This is a genomic window from Agrilactobacillus yilanensis, from assembly GCF_003946725.1.
In the GTDB taxonomy this organism is placed as follows: Bacteria; Bacillota; Bacilli; order Lactobacillales; family Lactobacillaceae; genus Agrilactobacillus; species Agrilactobacillus yilanensis.
Genome location: NZ_RHOY01000008.1, coordinates 57617 through 73390, shown reverse-complemented (window position 1 = coordinate 73390; position 15774 = coordinate 57617). Strand labels below are relative to the sequence as shown.

At 43.8% G+C, this 15774-nt stretch carries 13 protein-coding genes and 1 other annotated feature; of the genes, 7 read left to right on the top strand and 6 right to left on the bottom strand.

All coding sequences use genetic code 11. The features are described 5' to 3' along the window. Window positions 1–104 precede the first annotated feature (104 nt). Window positions 105–329, bottom strand: a complete 225-nt coding sequence (locus tag EKM93_RS07185; RefSeq protein WP_125714469.1) for a hypothetical protein — start codon at window positions 327–329, stop codon at window positions 105–107. Window positions 330–345: 16 nt separating this feature from the next. Continuing rightward, the gene (locus EKM93_RS07180) at window positions 346–2190 is read right to left on the bottom strand and encodes a hypothetical protein (RefSeq protein ID WP_125714467.1); all 1845 of its coding nucleotides are present in this window, start codon (window positions 2188–2190) and stop codon (window positions 346–348) included. A gap of 164 nt (window positions 2191–2354) precedes the next feature. Here EKM93_RS07180 and EKM93_RS07175 point away from each other — a divergent pair, with 164 nt between their 5' ends. The 7 genes from EKM93_RS07175 to EKM93_RS07145 all read left to right on the top strand — a co-directional run bounded on the left by EKM93_RS07175 (window position 2355) and on the right by EKM93_RS07145 (window position 10064). Beyond that, window positions 2355–2675: a hypothetical protein gene (locus EKM93_RS07175; RefSeq protein ID WP_125714465.1), complete on the top strand. Its 321-nt coding sequence runs from the start codon at window positions 2355–2357 to the stop codon at window positions 2673–2675. A gap of 403 nt (window positions 2676–3078) precedes the next feature. Next, the gene (gene trpX, locus EKM93_RS07170; RefSeq protein WP_125714463.1) at window positions 3079–4092 is read left to right on the top strand and encodes a tryptophan ABC transporter substrate-binding protein; all 1014 of its coding nucleotides are present in this window, start codon (window positions 3079–3081) and stop codon (window positions 4090–4092) included. Next, on the top strand, window positions 4089–5021 hold the full coding sequence (locus tag EKM93_RS07165; protein ID WP_125714461.1) for an ABC transporter permease: 933 nt from the start codon (window positions 4089–4091) through the stop codon (window positions 5019–5021). The genes trpX and EKM93_RS07165 overlap by 4 nt, the downstream gene beginning before the upstream one ends. Then, window positions 4981–5763 carry an ABC transporter ATP-binding protein gene (locus tag EKM93_RS07160; RefSeq protein WP_125714460.1) on the top strand — a complete coding sequence of 261 codons (783 nt, stop codon included), beginning with the start codon at window positions 4981–4983 and terminating at the stop codon, window positions 5761–5763. Before EKM93_RS07165 ends, EKM93_RS07160 begins: the two co-directional genes overlap by 41 nt. A 60-nt stretch (window positions 5764–5823) precedes the next feature. After that, window positions 5824–6066: a binding site (T-box leader), on the top strand. A 459-nt stretch (window positions 6067–6525) separates the two neighbouring features. Then, window positions 6526–7650 (top strand): 5-methyltetrahydropteroyltriglutamate--homocysteine S-methyltransferase, encoded by a 1125-nt coding sequence (locus EKM93_RS07155; protein ID WP_125714458.1) that lies wholly within the window; start codon window positions 6526–6528, stop codon window positions 7648–7650. Between the two features lie 21 nt (window positions 7651–7671). Then, complete coding sequence (locus EKM93_RS07150; RefSeq protein WP_125714456.1) at window positions 7672–8877, top strand: MalY/PatB family protein; 1206 nt, start codon at window positions 7672–7674, stop codon at window positions 8875–8877. An 8-nt stretch (window positions 8878–8885) separates the two neighbouring features. Further along, the gene (locus tag EKM93_RS07145) at window positions 8886–10064 is read left to right on the top strand and encodes a trans-sulfuration enzyme family protein (protein WP_125714454.1); all 1179 of its coding nucleotides are present in this window, start codon (window positions 8886–8888) and stop codon (window positions 10062–10064) included. Window positions 10065–10158: 94 nt separating this feature from the next. On the opposite strand, the gene aroB is transcribed toward EKM93_RS07145, so the two are convergent. From aroB to aroE, 4 genes are all read right to left on the bottom strand, one after another. Next, entirely contained in the window at window positions 10159–11229 is a 1071-nt protein-coding gene (gene aroB / locus EKM93_RS07140) for a 3-dehydroquinate synthase (protein ID WP_125714452.1), read from the bottom strand. Further along, entirely contained in the window at window positions 11222–12235 is a 1014-nt protein-coding gene (gene aroF, locus EKM93_RS07135; protein ID WP_125714450.1) for a 3-deoxy-7-phosphoheptulonate synthase, read from the bottom strand. The genes aroB and aroF overlap by 8 nt, the downstream gene beginning before the upstream one ends. Before the next feature lie 66 nt (window positions 12236–12301). Then, complete coding sequence (gene tkt / locus EKM93_RS07130; RefSeq protein WP_125714448.1) at window positions 12302–14362, bottom strand: transketolase; 2061 nt, start codon at window positions 14360–14362, stop codon at window positions 12302–12304. A 369-nt stretch (window positions 14363–14731) separates the two neighbouring features. Further along, a complete protein-coding gene (gene aroE / locus EKM93_RS07125) occupies window positions 14732–15595 on the bottom strand; it encodes a shikimate dehydrogenase (protein ID WP_125714447.1) in 864 nt (287 codons plus the stop codon). Between the last annotated feature and the right edge of the window lie 179 nt (window positions 15596–15774).

Below are 15774 nucleotides of genomic sequence, written 5' to 3'. Positions count from 1 at the left end.
CTCAAAAACCACGAAATAAAAGAGGTCGATCAAAAATTAATTTTGACTCGACCTCTTTTGTTTTGGCTATAATTTTACTTTTAATTGAAACACATGCACACTGTTTAACGATACTGTTTCAAGGTTGTTTTAATTTCATCCATAGCCTCTGGTTTAATCATACCCATTGCTTGGGGGACGATACCCATCAAAAACATGGTGCTCAATTTCCCTTCCCGTCGTTTAGCCAATACCTTATCAATTAACTCAGACATGGCTGCTTCTTGACCAGGTTTTGTTCGCTCTAAAACAAATTGTGTTAACTGCACTTCTTTTTCTTTTTCATCCATTATTACTAACCTCGATTCAATATTTTCGGGGCATAATTTTATTTACAATATGCTGTCCCCGTTTAAATTTACTAATTCCATAAGTCCCCAATAGTTTTGGTTTTAACTCAGCTGTGTTGCCAAATAAAGCCCGTGCCGGTCGAACTCGTTGCTGACTATTTACCAACTGAGTTTGAGATTTAAACAACGTTGACTTTATCGGTTCAGTCTTAGGCTCAGGCGCTGGTTCAACAGTTGGTTTAGCAGTCCGTTGTACCGGTGTTGTGAACGCTGTATTGGCCAAAGGTTGATCTGGACCAAAAGCAGCAATTTTATGACTCGCCGTTGCTTCTTCAGGCCCTTGCGGTGTCTGTAACGGTCGCGTTGCGGCAACATATTGATAGACCAATGTTAGTTTGGCCGCCACTAAACGGTTTTGGGCAATATCTTGATTTAACAAATCTAATGCGACTGGACCCTGCCCATCAGCCGCCACTAAGTAACTCGTCAAATAATTCTTATCGTAATCATCTAACTTCAATCGACTGCGCTGCCAATCCAGTTGATAGTCCGCCTGCTGAACCGGTAATTCAAATTGAGGCACCGCTCGATTTTGAATCACCCGAGTAGCTTCAACTTGTTGTATCGCATCTTGTCGTATCGTTTGATATTTAGTCACTAACGTTATTTGGCGTTGATACCAATAAAGCAAAATCACCCGATTACTCTGACCTGGCGTCATCTTTAGACCAGCATTCAACTGCTGCAGCGCCCATTCAGGGGCCGTCGTCTGCAGCTCACCCATCAAATCCCGCAAGGAACCAATAATCGTTTGATCCGTAAGTACTAACGAGCGATCCAAATCTAATGCATAGCCCACAATATCTTGCACCGGCGCAAATGCCAACTGAGGTCCCGTATTCGTCACTTCTGGCACCAAATCTTGCTGCTGACCATTTTGATATAACGTTATCGACAACAATTCCCCCGCCGTCTGTAATTGCGGTGCCGTCGCAAATAAAGCCTGCTGTTCCGCACTCAAATTACTATGCTTTCGCCGAATCGCCGTCAACTCTTTAAAACTATTTTCTTCCTCCATCAAAGCCTGCTGCAATGCATTTTGCTGTTGCACCACTTCCGCTTGATAGACCGTCTTATTTTGCTTTAAGTCCAAAATCTTTGCTTGATAAAGGGCCGTTTCCGTCTCACGGGCAATAATCTGCCGTTCTAGGGCCGCCAAATCTTTAGCTTGCTCAGTCGTCAAACGCTGCGCTTGCTGCCGCAGTTCCAATAAAGACGCCTGCTGTTGATTTAACTGCTGCTGGGCATTATGTTTTTGCTGACTATAGTAGGCTAACGCACTTTGTGTCTGCGCCGTCTGATTCGGTGTGATTTGATCTTGACTCGCTTGAATTTCTTGATCATAAGCGGCTACTTGCTGTTGCTGCGCTTTCACTTGGGCCAGCTGCTGATCATAATTGACCTGCAGCTGCGCCTGTTGCGACTGCTGTTGTGCCTTTAATTCAGCCAACTGTGCCAAAAGTGCCTTTTTCTGAGGGCCAATTGCTTTATACTGCGCTTCAGATTGTTCAATCTGCGTCAAATCTTCAGCCGTCTTATTTTTTTGCCGTTTTTGGGCCTTTGTCAATTTTTGCTGCACCAATTGACTCTGCTGTTGTGCTTTAATGTAGTTCAACTGCGCCTTGGCCAATTCGGTATCCACTTTGATTTGATCTCTGGGGGCAATATGGATCGTAGTGGTGGTTGTTTCTGGCGGATCTTTAGCTTGTAATGCAATCCCTAATTCCGTTGCCAGCGCAGCACTAAAAAGCAAGTTCTTCTGCTCAGCACTGCTAAAGTCACGCTTATCATCTTTGAACAAGAGCCACCACACCTCCAGTCATACCTTAATTGATAGGGTTACTTGATTACAAGTATACCCCGAACCTATGAATTTTGCTGATAATTATAATTTGCTGAGAAAAATCATTTAATTACGCCACTTTTTCGTGAAAGCACTATAATAAACTATAGAGGCGAATAATTATGACTGAATCTGAATTAGAAGAAAAATTATTAACAAAAGGTTTTATTACAGCAGTTGATGCACCAGAATTGGACAAAGAAGAAAGCGGTCAGGCACTGCGCGAAAAATTAGACGCAAGCATGCGTGATGATGACAAAGAGCCTTATTTAGTCTATGAACTTTTTGATTTCCAAAAAGGGATTATCAAAGGGATTCTCTTTAACATGGACATCATCCCTAGCCGCCAAGCAGCCATGGATAAACTCTCCGAAGTGAGCCACAATCCTGAGATTAAGCTGACTGAAGAAGCTGAAGAAGAAATTAAAACAATTGGGAAATAAAGTCTTGTTGTGTCACTAAAAGAGCCCGGTTAACCGAGCCTTTTTTATTATAAAAATTATTTTCTGACTTGACAGCTTATATCGTATGTGATTTAATTAGCCTATCATTAATAATACATTAGAGAGAAGGACGACAGCATGAGAAAACGAATCGTTATGAGTTTGAATACTTGGACGAACACTGCCTGGTGGCAAAGCCACTAGCGGTGGATCGTTTGATGCGGTCTACCATATGTAGACCGTATCTATGCTGATTGTCTTAAATATAGACCCGCATAGATCGGTAACCTTTACTGATTTATGCGGGTTTTTCTGTACGCTACCCGCAAAATATTTTGTGAGTGGCGTTTTTTTATGGCAATTATCTAATTTAGGGGTTTTAAATCATTCTGGAGGAAAAATAATGAAAAGACTTTACGGCTCAATTATCGTGACCTTGGCGTTTTTAATCGTCGCCTTCTTCACATACCAACCGAACAACAGCAACGCACAATCTAAAAATACAAAAAAAGAAATGCCCACAATCGGGTTATTACAGTCCCTTTCACAACCGGCTTTAGATCAAATCACCCAAGGAACAATTGATCAGTTAGCCAAACGAGGCTATAAAGATGGCAAAACCGCACACATTACCGTCTTAAACGCCCAAGGTGATCAAAGCAATCTAAAATCAATGTCTGAAAAATTAAATTCAAATAACCCTGATTTAACCATTGGGATTGCCACACCAGCGGCACAAGCTTTAGCAAATATTCAAAAGACGACCCCAATGATTATGGGGGCCATCTCCAGTCCGATCCAAGCCGGCTTAGTTAAAAACTTAAAACATCCCGGCCACAACATCACTGGGGTATCCAACACGAACCCCACTGCTGATCAGCTGAAAATGATTGCTGAAATTATGCCTGACTTAAAAACTTTAGGTGTGATTTATACCGCTGGCAATGTGACCTCTCAAGTTGCCGTGAAAGAACTTGAAGCTTTGGCACCAAAATATGGTTTAACCATCAAGCCTTATACCATTACCAATACAAACGACTTAGATCAAGTCTCTCAACAGATGCTTAAAGAAGTCAAAGCCGTTTACATCCCGCAAGATAATAACATCGCCAGTGCAATGAAAACTTTAGTCAATAATGCCAACATTGCCAAAATTCCACTATTCCCACCAGCAGGTACGATGGTTGAAGACGGCGGCTTAGCAACAGTCGGTATCAACCAATACAATTTAGGCGTCGCTACCGGGAACATGGCCGCTGATGTATTAGATGGTAAAAGCAAACCAGCGACAACCCCAGTTAATGTCATTGGTAAAGGTCAATTATATCTGAATATGAAAGAAGCCAAAATTTTAGGCATTCAATTCCCACAAAAATTAATTGACGAAGCCAAAGCAAAAGGAGAGATCATCAAATGAGTTTACTAACTTCCGCAATCGGACAAGGTTTATTATATGGTATTTTAGGTATTGGTCTATTTCTAAGTTTTAGAATTCTACGCTTCCCTGACATGACTATTGAAGGTTCATTTCCATTAGGTGCAGCAGTTTGTGTCACCGCAATCGTTAATGGCGTCCCCCCAATTGTCGCAACACTGCTCGCTTTTGTAGCCGGCGGTCTAGCCGGTTTAGCCACAGGATTACTTTACACCAAGGGTAAAATTCCGGTACTATTAGCAGGGATCTTAGTCATGACCGCCATTTATTCCATCAACTTGCGTGTCATGGGCAAATCAAACGTTTCTTTATTAAATACTAAAAACTTATTCACCAGTGAGGCCTTTAATAATCTCCCCCCTTACTTCAACAGCGTGCTTATTGGTATCGTCGTCGTCATTATTACCTTTATCATCTTGACTTATTTCTTACAAACAGACTTAGGCCAAGCCTTCATTGCCACCGGGGATAACGAAGCAATGGCCAAATCTTTAGGGATCAAAACCGATCGGATGAAGATCATCGGCTTAGTCGTTTCCAACGGTTTCGTCGGCTTATCCGGCGGCCTGTTAGCCCAAAACAACGGTTACGCAGATGTTAATATGGGCTTAGGCGTCATTGTTATCGGTCTTGCCGCTGTAGTTATCGGTGAAGTTGTCTACGGCGAACTCACCATGAGCCAACGTTTAATCGCCGTCATCTTCGGTAGTATTTTGTACCGGATTGTCATCTTGTTAGTGCTACAATTAGGTTTCAACACCAACGACTTAAAACTAATTTCCGCCATCATCTTAGCCCTTGCTTTGATGTTACCGGCCTTAAAAGAAAAATTAAATCTCAGTCAAGTACTGAAAAGAGGAGTGTCCACCCATGAAACAGCCCAAAAACCAACCAATGTTACAGTTAAATGACCTAACCGTCACCGTTAATAACGGCGGCCGGGATATTAATATTTTGAACCATATCAACTTGACCATTAACCAAGGCGATTTCATTACTATTTTAGGCACAAACGGCGCCGGTAAAAGTACATTGTTCAATGTGATCAGTGGGCATCTTACCCCGACCAGCGGCCAAATTTTATTAGAAGGCCAAGATATTACTAAGTTCTCTGAAGAAAAACGGGCCAAGTATATCAGCCGAGTCTTCCAAGATCCAAAACTCGGCACCGCCCCTAGAATGACCGTTGGCGAAAATCTATTGCTGGCTCAAAAACGTGGTCAACACCGGGGCTTAGGCTTACGGCACTTACGGCAACGCAAACCAAAACTAATGTCCGAATTGACCTTGTTTGACAACGGCATGTCCCAGCGTTTTGACACCGCCACAGGAGAACTCTCCGGTGGTCAACGTCAAGCCTTAAGCCTAATCATGGCCATCTCCTCTAATCCTGATTTATTAATGTTAGATGAACACACCGCCGCCCTCGATCCTAAAACCAGCACCCAATTGATGACCTTCACCAACGAAATCATCTCTGAACGCCAGCTCACCTGCCTGATGATCACCCATCATCTAGACGACGCCTTGCGTTATGGCAATCGCCTCTTAGTCTTGAATGCCGGTGAAATTGCCAATGATTACAGCACTTCCGAAAAAGCTGATTTGACCAAAGATGACATGTTGAAATTCTTCGACAGCGCCATTGCTTAAAAAAGATAGTTGACAGTCACCAAAATTCCGCTTATACTTTTTATTACATTAATAATAAATGAGAATGCGATGAAAAGATAAGTAGAATTTTAAGTTAAGCCTAGAGAATCTATGGTTGGTGAAAATAGATGTTAACCAAAACTCGAAAATGGTCTTGAAGCAACATGTGACCGAGCCCCAGGTAAAGCCACATTGGGAACGCCCATTACAGCGTCGAAGTATAGTGAAAACTGCACTTCTAGAGCTGCTTAGCGTAAGCTAAACAGACACATAAGGTGGTACCGCGAAATAATCGCCCTTAGTATTCTTAGAATACTGAGGGCTTTTTTTGTAGAGCGCGAACTAGAGTGGGAAAGCCTCGAGCACTAACCTAGAATTATGAAATAAGCGTACTTGGCTTATGAATAATTCGTAGTTAGGTGAGAGCTTTGCTCTAGTGAGCGCGTTTCAGAACTAGAGCGTGAGCCAACACGGGTGATTTCGCAATATAACCTAGACTTGGCAGGTAGTCGCCTGCGACTAGCAACAAGGCGTAGTTATATGTAGAAATCAGTGTTGGCGAACGCGTTTTAGAGCCAGAGCGCGAACTAGAGCGGGAAAGCCTCGAGCACTAACCTAGAATTATGAAATAAGCGTACCTGGCTTATGAATAATTCGTAGTTAGGTGAGAGCTTTGCTCTAGTGAGCGCGTTTCAGAACTAGAGCGCCCCCACCACAGACCACTTCTCATTTCATCAAAATAAATCTTAAAGGAGCAATACCATGTCTACAATTACTAAAACCCAATTACCTTATCGTTACGACCAAGTCGGCAGTTTATTACGTCCAGAATCCTTAAAAAAAGCCCGCCTAGATTTTGAAGCCGGCAAAATCAACCTCAATGAATTAAGAACAATCGAAGATATTGAAATCAAACAAAGCATTGCCGAACAAATCAACGTTGGCCTAAAAGCTGTTACCGACGGCGAATTTCGGCGCAGTTGGTGGCATTTAGACTTTTTTGACGGTCTAAAAGGCGCTGACTTCTTCACACCAGACCACGGCTATAATTTCCACGGTGAAGAAACCCGTAAAGGTGGCATTAAAATTAGCGGCCCAATCACCTTTAATCCAGAACATCCCTTTTTTGAAGGTTTCAAACGTACGTTAGCGTTAACCCCAGAAACGGCGATTTTGAAACAAACGATTCCTAGCCCTTCTGTCTTTTTCCCCAATGAAGCCGCAGGAATTGTGGACAACTATTACAATGGCGACTTTAACACCTTTTTGACAGACACCATCAAAGCTTATCAAGCAACTGTTCAGCATTTCTACGACCTTGGCTGTCGTTACTTACAATTGGACGACACATCTTGGGGCATGTGGGCCAGCTTCTCTAACGGCACCATCAATCCAGATTTAGTGCCGCTTTGTGAAGCTGCTGTCCAAGCGATTAATGCCATTGCTGACAACAAACCTGATGATTTGACCTTAACAATGCACGTCTGTCGCGGCAATTATGATTCTACTTGGGCCGGTGCCGGCGCTTACGATCCTGTCGCCGACTACTTAGCCCAATTGCACATTGATGGTTACTTCCTAGAATATGATGACCAACGTTCCGGTGGTTTTGAACCTTTAGCTAAAATTGCTGCTAATGGCCGTCATCAACGAATTGTCCTTGGCTTAATTACCTCTAAGCAACCTGCCCTTGAATCCACCGCCTTGTTGGAACAGCGCATTCAAGCTGCCAGCCAATATGTGCCTTTAGCCGATCTTTGCTTATCCGCACAATGCGGCTTTGCCTCCACCGAAGAAGGGAACCGCTTGACCACTGCCGATCAATGGCGCAAACTGCAATTGGTAGTCAGCACTGCCAAAGCAACTTGGGCAGACTGCGCCGATTAATTTAAGTTAGGAGAACCAATTATGGTGGAACTTTCAAACACTTTACAGCAATTTGTAACTGAAAATCTCGTCGACCGTAAACATACGGCGGCTTTAAAATGGGATGCTTTGCAAGAACGCTACGGCAACGCAGATCTATTGCCTTTATGGGTCGCAGACATGGAATTCAAAACGCCAAAAGCAGTTCAAGATGCTTTGATTCAGCGTGTTGAACAAGGGGTTTTCGGCTATTCGCTCATTCCCGACGGCTACTTTGAAGCCTTTGCCGGCTGGCAAGCCAAACGCCATCATATTCAATTAGAAAAAGACTGGCTGCGCTTTGATCATGGCGTTGTCAATTCCTTATATGCCATGGTCCACTGGTGCACTAAGCCCGGCGACCAAGTTTTAGTTTTGCAACCTGTTTATTATCCTTTTATGAGCGCCATTGAAGATAACGGTCGGCAAGTCGTCTCCGTGGATCTAGTGAATCAAGGCGACCGCTGGACCATTGACTTTGATCGTTTAGAGACCACTTTAGCCCAAGGACAGATCAAACTATTTTTATTCTGTTCGCCGCATAATCCCGTGGGTCGAATTTGGACAGAAGCCGAATTAGAAAAAGTATTAGCCCTTTGCCGGCAATACCACGTTCAGCTCGTTTCAGACGAAATTCACCAAGATTTTGAACTCAACGGCCACAAATTCACCTCGGTACTCAACGTGGCAAAAGGCCGCTATCAAAATGACGTCGTTGTCTTAACCGCCCCTTCCAAAACCTTCAATCTAGCATCCTTAGCTAATTCTCACGTACTGATTCCAGATGCGGATAAGCGCCAAGCTTACGACGACTTCATCAAAACAATCCATGCCACCGAAAATAGTTTACTCGGCCAAGTCGCCGCTAAAGCGGCCTATCAGCACGGTGAAGCTTGGTTTGACAACTTGTTAGGTGTCATTACTTATAATTACCAATCCTTAAAAGAAGCCTTTCAAACCAACTGCCCCGAAATCACGGTCGCTGACTTGCAAGGCACTTACCTCAGTTACATCAACCTAGCCCCCGTGGTCAACGCTGATGCATTAGAAGACTTCGTGCAAAATCGTTGTGGCTTAGCGGTAGACTATGGCGCTTGGTTTGCCCCAAAAGACAACACTTATATCCGGCTGAACTTAGCCACTGACCCAGCAATTGTAAAAACGGCCGTTCAGCGATTGATCACTGAACTTAAAAATCAAACAAAGTAGGCGAAATTATGGCGTGTTCTAATCACAAAAAACCATCTAAATTACAATATGACTCTTTAGTCGTTCAAGGCGTTCCTGCCCGAGAAAATGAATATGGCAGTATTATGCCCCCCATTTTCTTATCCAGCACTTACCGCTTTGAAGACATCAATACCCAAGGCCCCTATGAATATATCCGGACCCAAAATCCCACCCGAGAAAAAGCTGAGAAATTAATGGCGACCTTAGAAGGCGCACAGCATGCTTACGGCTTTAGCTCGGGCATGGCAGCCATTTCAGCCATCTTTGAAACTTTAAAACCTGGTGATCACATTATTAGCTCCGCCAACATTTACGGCGGCACCTATCGCTATTTCACCGACTGTTTTGCCAAAAACCAAATTGACTATACTTTTTGTCAGGACTTAAATACATTAACCGCCGCTGATTTCAAACCCGAAACGAAAGCTGTTTATTTGGAAAGCCCGGCCAATCCCACCTTACGCGTTGTGGACATTGCAAAAGTCGCCAAACTCGCCCATGAACATGGGGCCATTGTTATCGTCGACAACACGTTCATGACCAGCTATTTACAACGGCCGTTAGACTTAGGTGCGGATATCGTCGCCTATTCGGCAACAAAATATTATGGTGGTCACGCAGATCTTTGTGCCGGCTTTGTGATTACCAATGATGACAAATTAGCCGAACAAATTGCCTTTATTCAAAATACCTTTGGCGCCACCATTAGTCCTTTTGACAGCTATACTTTAATTCGCGGGGTCAAAACCATGAGCTTGCGTCTGGATCGGCAACTAGAAAACGTCAAATACGTCATTGAAGCGCTGCAACAGCAACCCGGCATCCAAAAAGTCTTTTATCCCGGGTCTTACTCTGCTGAAGAAGCTGCAATCCACGCCAAACAAGCCACTGGCAGCGGGGCCGTCGTTTCCTTTGAAGTGGCCCCTACCATTGACTTAGGCCAATTCTTTGAACATCTGCAGATGATTGATCTTGCCGTCAGCCTTGGCGGGGTCGAAAGTTTGATGTGTCAGCCGACCACCACGAGCCATGAGCCTTATCCTGACGCCGAATTAGCCAAAATCGGCGTCCACGAAAACATGGTACGCTTTGCTGTCGGGATTGAAAATCATAATGATATTATTAATGATTTAACCCAAGCCTTACAACAAGCTCAGCGCAACTAACCCACTAAAAAAGCTACGAACCATTGAGCGGGCCAGCTCAGTGATACGTAGCTTTTTTGTTAGGATTTAAAAATTGCTGTGTCTGTCAAAAAAATTAGTTGGTTGTCAAAAATGCCTTAAGTTCTGCTTTTTTGACGGGGTAAATCTTTGGTTCACCTAGCTTTGAAATATAGACAAAGTTTAAGTGATCACCGTGATTCTTCTTATCTAAAAGTAATTGTTCATAAAATTTAGGTGTAAACAATAATTCAGAAGTCGTCGGTAAGCCGACCGCTTTTAATTGTCGTTCAATTTGAGCACTGATGCCTGGCGCTGTTAGGCCTTTTGCTTCAAAGACTTTACAAATCTGCACCGTCCCAATACTGACCGCTTCCCCATGGGCCAAGTCGCCGTGAGCTAAGAGCTCAATGGCATGGCCTAAAGTGTGGCCGAAGTTTAGAAAACGGCGCTGACCGCTTTCTTTTTCATCAGCAATCACAATTTGTGCCTTGAAAGAAACACTACTCATAATCAAGGCAGTGGCATGAGTCAAAATATCAGCGGGGGTTTGAATTTTTTCAATCAATGGCCAAAATTCAGGATCATCAGAAGTTGCTGCCATTTTGACCACTTCCGCATAGCCTTCCGCCACATAACGCGGCGTCAACGTTGTTAAAGTGTTCGGATCAGCAATGACCAAATCCGGCTGATAAAAGGTGCCGACAATATTTTTTCCGGTGCCAAAATCAACCGCCGTTTTTCCCCCCACACTACTGTCCACTTGGGCCAATAAAGAGGTGGGAATCTGGATAAAGCCAATGCCCCGCATGAAGGTGGAGGCCACAAAGCCGGCTAAATCACCGACAACCCCGCCACCAAGGGCCACAACCCCATCCGTTCTTGAAAAAGCTTCGTCTAACATTAACTGATACAAATTAGCCGTATTACTTAAGCTTTTAGAGGCTTCCCCTGCCGGTACAATGCTTGTAACGACTTGAAAGCCAGACGCTACAAGTTGTTCTTGGACCGTTGCTAAGTAGAGCGGGGCCACATTGCTGTCGGATAAAATTAAAACTTTTCGTGGCTGCCAAATCGCCCGGATCAAGGCGCCAGCTTCTGCCAATAAGCCTTTACCGACTAAGACGTCATAGTTCTTATCCGCTAAAGTTAGATTAATCTTAGTCACGGCAGACACCTTCAACATTTGCTAAAGCATCCCGTAAAGCAAAAACTTCTTTAGTCATTCGTAAGTAATTCTTTGGTTTCAAAGCTTGGGGGCCATCAGAAAAAGCATGTTCTGGATCATCATGAATTTCCACAATTTCCCCTTGTGCCCCTGCAGCAACTGCCGCAGCCGCCATTGGTTGTACTAGATCCCATTCACCAACCGCATGACTTGGATCGGCAATAATTGGGTAGTGGGTTAATTTCTGCAATACTGGAATAGCACCTAAATCAAAGGTATTCCGAGTGTATTTGTTATCAAAGGTTCGAATGCCCCGTTCAATTAGGAAAATATTATGATTCCCTTCAGAAGCAATGTATTCTGCCGCATTCAATAGATCATCAATCGTTGCGGACATCCCCCGCTTTAAACCAACTGCAACATTGGTTTTACCAACAGCTTTTAATAGGGAGAAGTTTTGCATATTCCGAGCTCCAATTTGGAAAATATCTGTGTATTTAGCCACCATTTCAACGTGGGGCACATCCATAACTTCTGTGATCATATCCAAATCATTTTCATCCGCAGCTTCTCTTAAGAAACGTAAGCCGTCTTCGCCTAACCCTTGGAAAGAATAAGGTGAGGTTCTTGGTTTGAACGCCCCGCCACGTAAAACTGTAGCGCCGCCTTCTTTAACAACTTTAGCCATGCGTTTAACATGTTCTTCAGATTCTACGGAGCAAGGCCCAGCCATCATTGTGAAGTTGTTGCCGCCAATTTTTGAATGTGGTAATTCAATAACCGTATCTTCTGGTTGAAATTGCCGGCTGCCCAGCGTGTAGCTAGGATCATCAAAAGTGACAGTTTCAATCGCTGCGGCTTCTTTAGCCGTTAAGTCGTAGCTTTTGACACCCATGGCTGCTAAGTGATTCTTGATCACAAACACTTGGGCTGGCAAAGCTTCTAGCTTTTGGCGTAATTCGTTAACAACATCTTCTTGAACGGGGGTTTTGAATTGAATAATCATAAATTTAATTGCTCCTTAGAATTTTAGTTTTAATTTTTACTGATTTCACAATAACATACTTCTGAATTAATTTTTAGCTTTTACTGTCTTTAATTGTGGTTGCACAATTTCGGCCGGTTGTTCATTTTCAACTTCAAGGGCTAAGTATTGCGCCACCACTTGATCAACCGTGAAGCCGAATTTTTCAAGGACTTCACCACAAGGTCCGCTGGCACCAAATGTATCAATCCCTAAAGCTTTACCTTCTAGACCTACAAACCGTTCCCAGCCTAACGTTGTCCCTAATTCTAAGGATAAGCGTTTATGAATACCCGTTGGCAAAACTTGACGTTTGTAAGCACTGGATTGTTGCTGGAATAGTTCAAAGCTTGGTACCGAAACAACGGAAACGGCCACATCTTCAGCAGCTAATTTTGCTTGGGCCGCTAACGCAAGATTCACTTCAGAGCCGGTAGCTATCAAAATACCATCTTGAATTTTATCTTCAGGTACATCTTGAACAACGTAAGCCCCTTTAGCCACCTTATGCCCAGTTTCATGACCGGCACCTGGTAAAACGGCTAAGTTCTGTCGAGATAAGACTAACAGCGTTGGCCCATCCGTGTGGGTCATGGCTGTTTCCCAAGCGGCTACGGTTTCATTAGGATCTGCTGGACGTAAAACTGTGACATTTGGCATATTCCGGAAGCTCATCAAATGTTCAATTGGTTCATGAGTTGGCCCATCTTCCCCAACAGCCACAGAATCATGGGTTAAGACATAAATCACTGGCAAGTGTTGTAATGCGGCTAAGCGAATGGCTGGGCGCATGTAGTCGGAGAAGACGAAGAACGTACTGCCAAAAACTCGAGTACCGCCATGTAGTGCGATACCGTTCATCGCTGCAGCTTCAGCGAACTCCCGCACACCAAAGCCAATATTGCGGGCTGACAAATTATCAGCACTGTACAACCCTTCGCATTCCATATTGGTCTTATTGGAACTGGCTAAGTCTGCTGAACCGCCCCATAACTGGGGTACTTTCTTCCCGAGGGCTTGAATCACCGTATGACTCGTAATCCGGCTGGCTTCACTGGTGCCGGCTAAGTAAGTTGGTAAAGCTTCCCGCCAATCTGCCGGCAATTTGCCATTCATGGCCAGTTGGAATTGGGTGCCAATTTCTGGCGCCATCTTATTTAGGCTTGTGACCTTTAACAGCCATTGGGCATCTAATTTAGCCCCCCGTTGCCCTAACGTGTCATTTAAACGTTGGTAAACCTCAGCAGGCACTTCAAAGTCTGGCAAAGTCCAGTTTAAAGTTTCTTTGACAGCGGCCATATCTTCGGCACATAATGGCGCCCCATGTACTTTGTTCGTTCCGGCATTTAAAGCACCATAGCCAATTACCGTACGTACTTCAATAATGGAAGGTTTGACGGTATTGTTTTCAGCGTTAGTTATCGCTTGGTCAATGGCATTCAAGTCATTGCCATCTTCAACCCGTTGGTAATCCCAACCATAACTTTCAAACCGTTTTTGGATGTTTTCATTGAAGGATCGGTTCTTAGGCCCATCTAAGGAAACATCATTTGAATCATATAAAACAACGAGCTTACCTAAACGCAAATGCCCGGCTAAACTGGCCGCTTCATGGGAAATACCTTCCATCAAATCACCATCCCCAACTAAAGCGTAGGTGTGATGATTCATAACAGAAATGCCATTAACATTGTATTGACTGGCCAAATGCGTTTCAGCCATGGCCATGCCCACAGCCATGCCTAGGCCTTGTCCCAGTGGGCCGGTGGTGGCTTCAACCCCATCAACGACGCCGTATTCGGGATGACCCGGTGTTTTACTGTTTAATTGCCGGAAGTTTTTGAGAGCCTCAATACTTAAATCAAAACCGGCTAAATGCAACATACTGTAAAGCATAGCGGATCCATGACCGGCGGATAAAATGAAGCGGTCCCGATCAAACCATTTTGTATCTCTAGGATTCACATTCAAGTGATTCCGGTATAACACGTAAGTCATTGGTGCTGCCCCTAACGGTAAGCCAGGATGACCAGAATTGGCCTTGGCGATACTTTGTAAACTCAACATTCTGACAGCATTTACACCTAATTCATCAATTTTATCAAACATCTCAATCACTCCTAATTTTTTTAACTGGCCCTTAATCAAATAAAAAATCCTAACAGCTCATTCAGCCATTAGGATATCTAAAATCAGTAGTGTCCGAGGACTCTAAAGATACAAAAATACCACATAGCTGAATAATTCCTCATCCTTCATCTATGTGGTAGCCGTTTGTTTTTAATTATACGCAAACAATGTTTAGCTATCATCATAGACATGATCTCCTGTAAGAGATCATATCCATGATCACCTACAGGCTAGCTAAACCAGTAATATCGAGTTGCGTTCCAAGATTGTTGTCTTTGCATAATTAAAAACTCCTTAAATTTGATGTTCTTAATATAACACCCATATGAGCAAGTGTCAAATTATATTTTAATTTAATTCTAACTTTTCTTTGACTAAACTAATGGGCATCTCTTCACCCGTCCAAATTTTAAATGCGGCAGCCCCTTGTTGGATTAACATCCCAATACCATTATGTACCCGAGTTAACCCTGCCGCCCGGGCTGATTTCAAAAGTGCTGTTTCTCGAGGGGCGTAGATCATATCAAAGACAATAATGTCCTTAGAAAAAACAGCGGGTGTCGGCAATGGGCTTTGGCCTTCATAAGTCCCCATCCCTAAGTTCGTCGCATTCACTAACAAGGCCACTTGACCCAACGTCTGCTTTAATTGTGCCGTGTTGTCTAAGGCATAAACTTCAACTTCTGCCTCAGTCCCGGTGGCTAATAATTGCTGCAACGCATCTGCTCTGCTGCCTGGGCCGATATGCCGATTAAAAATCGTTATTTTTTTAACCCCGGCTAAGGCACAATGCACCGCTACCGATTTAGCCGCCCCGCCGGCCCCTAAAATTGCAATTTGGGCGCCTTTAGGTTCAAATTCTGGCGCTAAAGCCTGGAGCAGCCCTAACCCATCCGTATTATAGCCCGTTAACCGGCCGTGATCATTTTTGATCGTATTAACGGCACCGATGAGCTTGGCTGCCGGTTCGATGTCATCTAAATACGGTAACACCGCGGTTTTTAGCGGCATGGATAAATTTACCCCGGCTACCCCCATGGCCCGCATTCCAGCCAAAGCGGCTTCAATGTTTTCCGGCAACACGTCAAACGCCAGATAAGTACTATTCAACTGATGATGGGCAAAGGCCGTATTATGCATTAAAGGGGACATACTGTGCTGACAGGGATGGGCCAGCAGACCATATAATTTTGTTTTTGCATCAATTACCATTTTCAACTTTCTCCTGTCTTTTCACCTGTATTTTTGATTTAAGGGTCAAAAAGACCCCATGGATGAATGTACATAAAGCCTTCATCTATGAGGTCTACCGTTGGTTTTTGATTCGATTCAAACAACGTTTAGCTACATCATAGACATGATCTCCTGTAAGAGATCACATCAATGACCAC

Bases quoted from the DNA above. Each gene is read 5' to 3' on its own strand.
- EKM93_RS07185 (WP_125714469.1), bottom strand. From the start codon at position 329: ATGGATGAAAAAGAAAAAGAAGTGCAGTTAACACAATTTGTTTTAGAG.
- EKM93_RS07175 (WP_125714465.1), top strand. From the start codon at position 2,355: ATGACTGAATCTGAATTAGAAGAAAAATTATTAACAAAAGGTTTTATT.
- trpX (WP_125714463.1), top strand. From the start codon at position 3,079: ATGAAAAGACTTTACGGCTCAATTATCGTGACCTTGGCGTTTTTAATC.
- EKM93_RS07165 (WP_125714461.1), top strand. From the start codon at position 4,089: ATGAGTTTACTAACTTCCGCAATCGGACAAGGTTTATTATATGGTATT.
- EKM93_RS07160 (WP_125714460.1), top strand. From the start codon at position 4,981: ATGAAACAGCCCAAAAACCAACCAATGTTACAGTTAAATGACCTAACC.
- EKM93_RS07155 (WP_125714458.1), top strand. From the start codon at position 6,526: ATGTCTACAATTACTAAAACCCAATTACCTTATCGTTACGACCAAGTC.
- EKM93_RS07150 (WP_125714456.1), top strand. From the start codon at position 7,672: ATGGTGGAACTTTCAAACACTTTACAGCAATTTGTAACTGAAAATCTC.
- EKM93_RS07145 (WP_125714454.1), top strand. From the start codon at position 8,886: ATGGCGTGTTCTAATCACAAAAAACCATCTAAATTACAATATGACTCT.
- aroF (WP_125714450.1), bottom strand. From the start codon at position 12,235: ATGATTATTCAATTCAAAACCCCCGTTCAAGAAGATGTTGTTAACGAA.
- tkt (WP_125714448.1), bottom strand. From the start codon at position 14,362: ATGTTTGATAAAATTGATGAATTAGGTGTAAATGCTGTCAGAATGTTG.
- aroE (WP_125714447.1), bottom strand. From the start codon at position 15,595: ATGGTAATTGATGCAAAAACAAAATTATATGGTCTGCTGGCCCATCCC.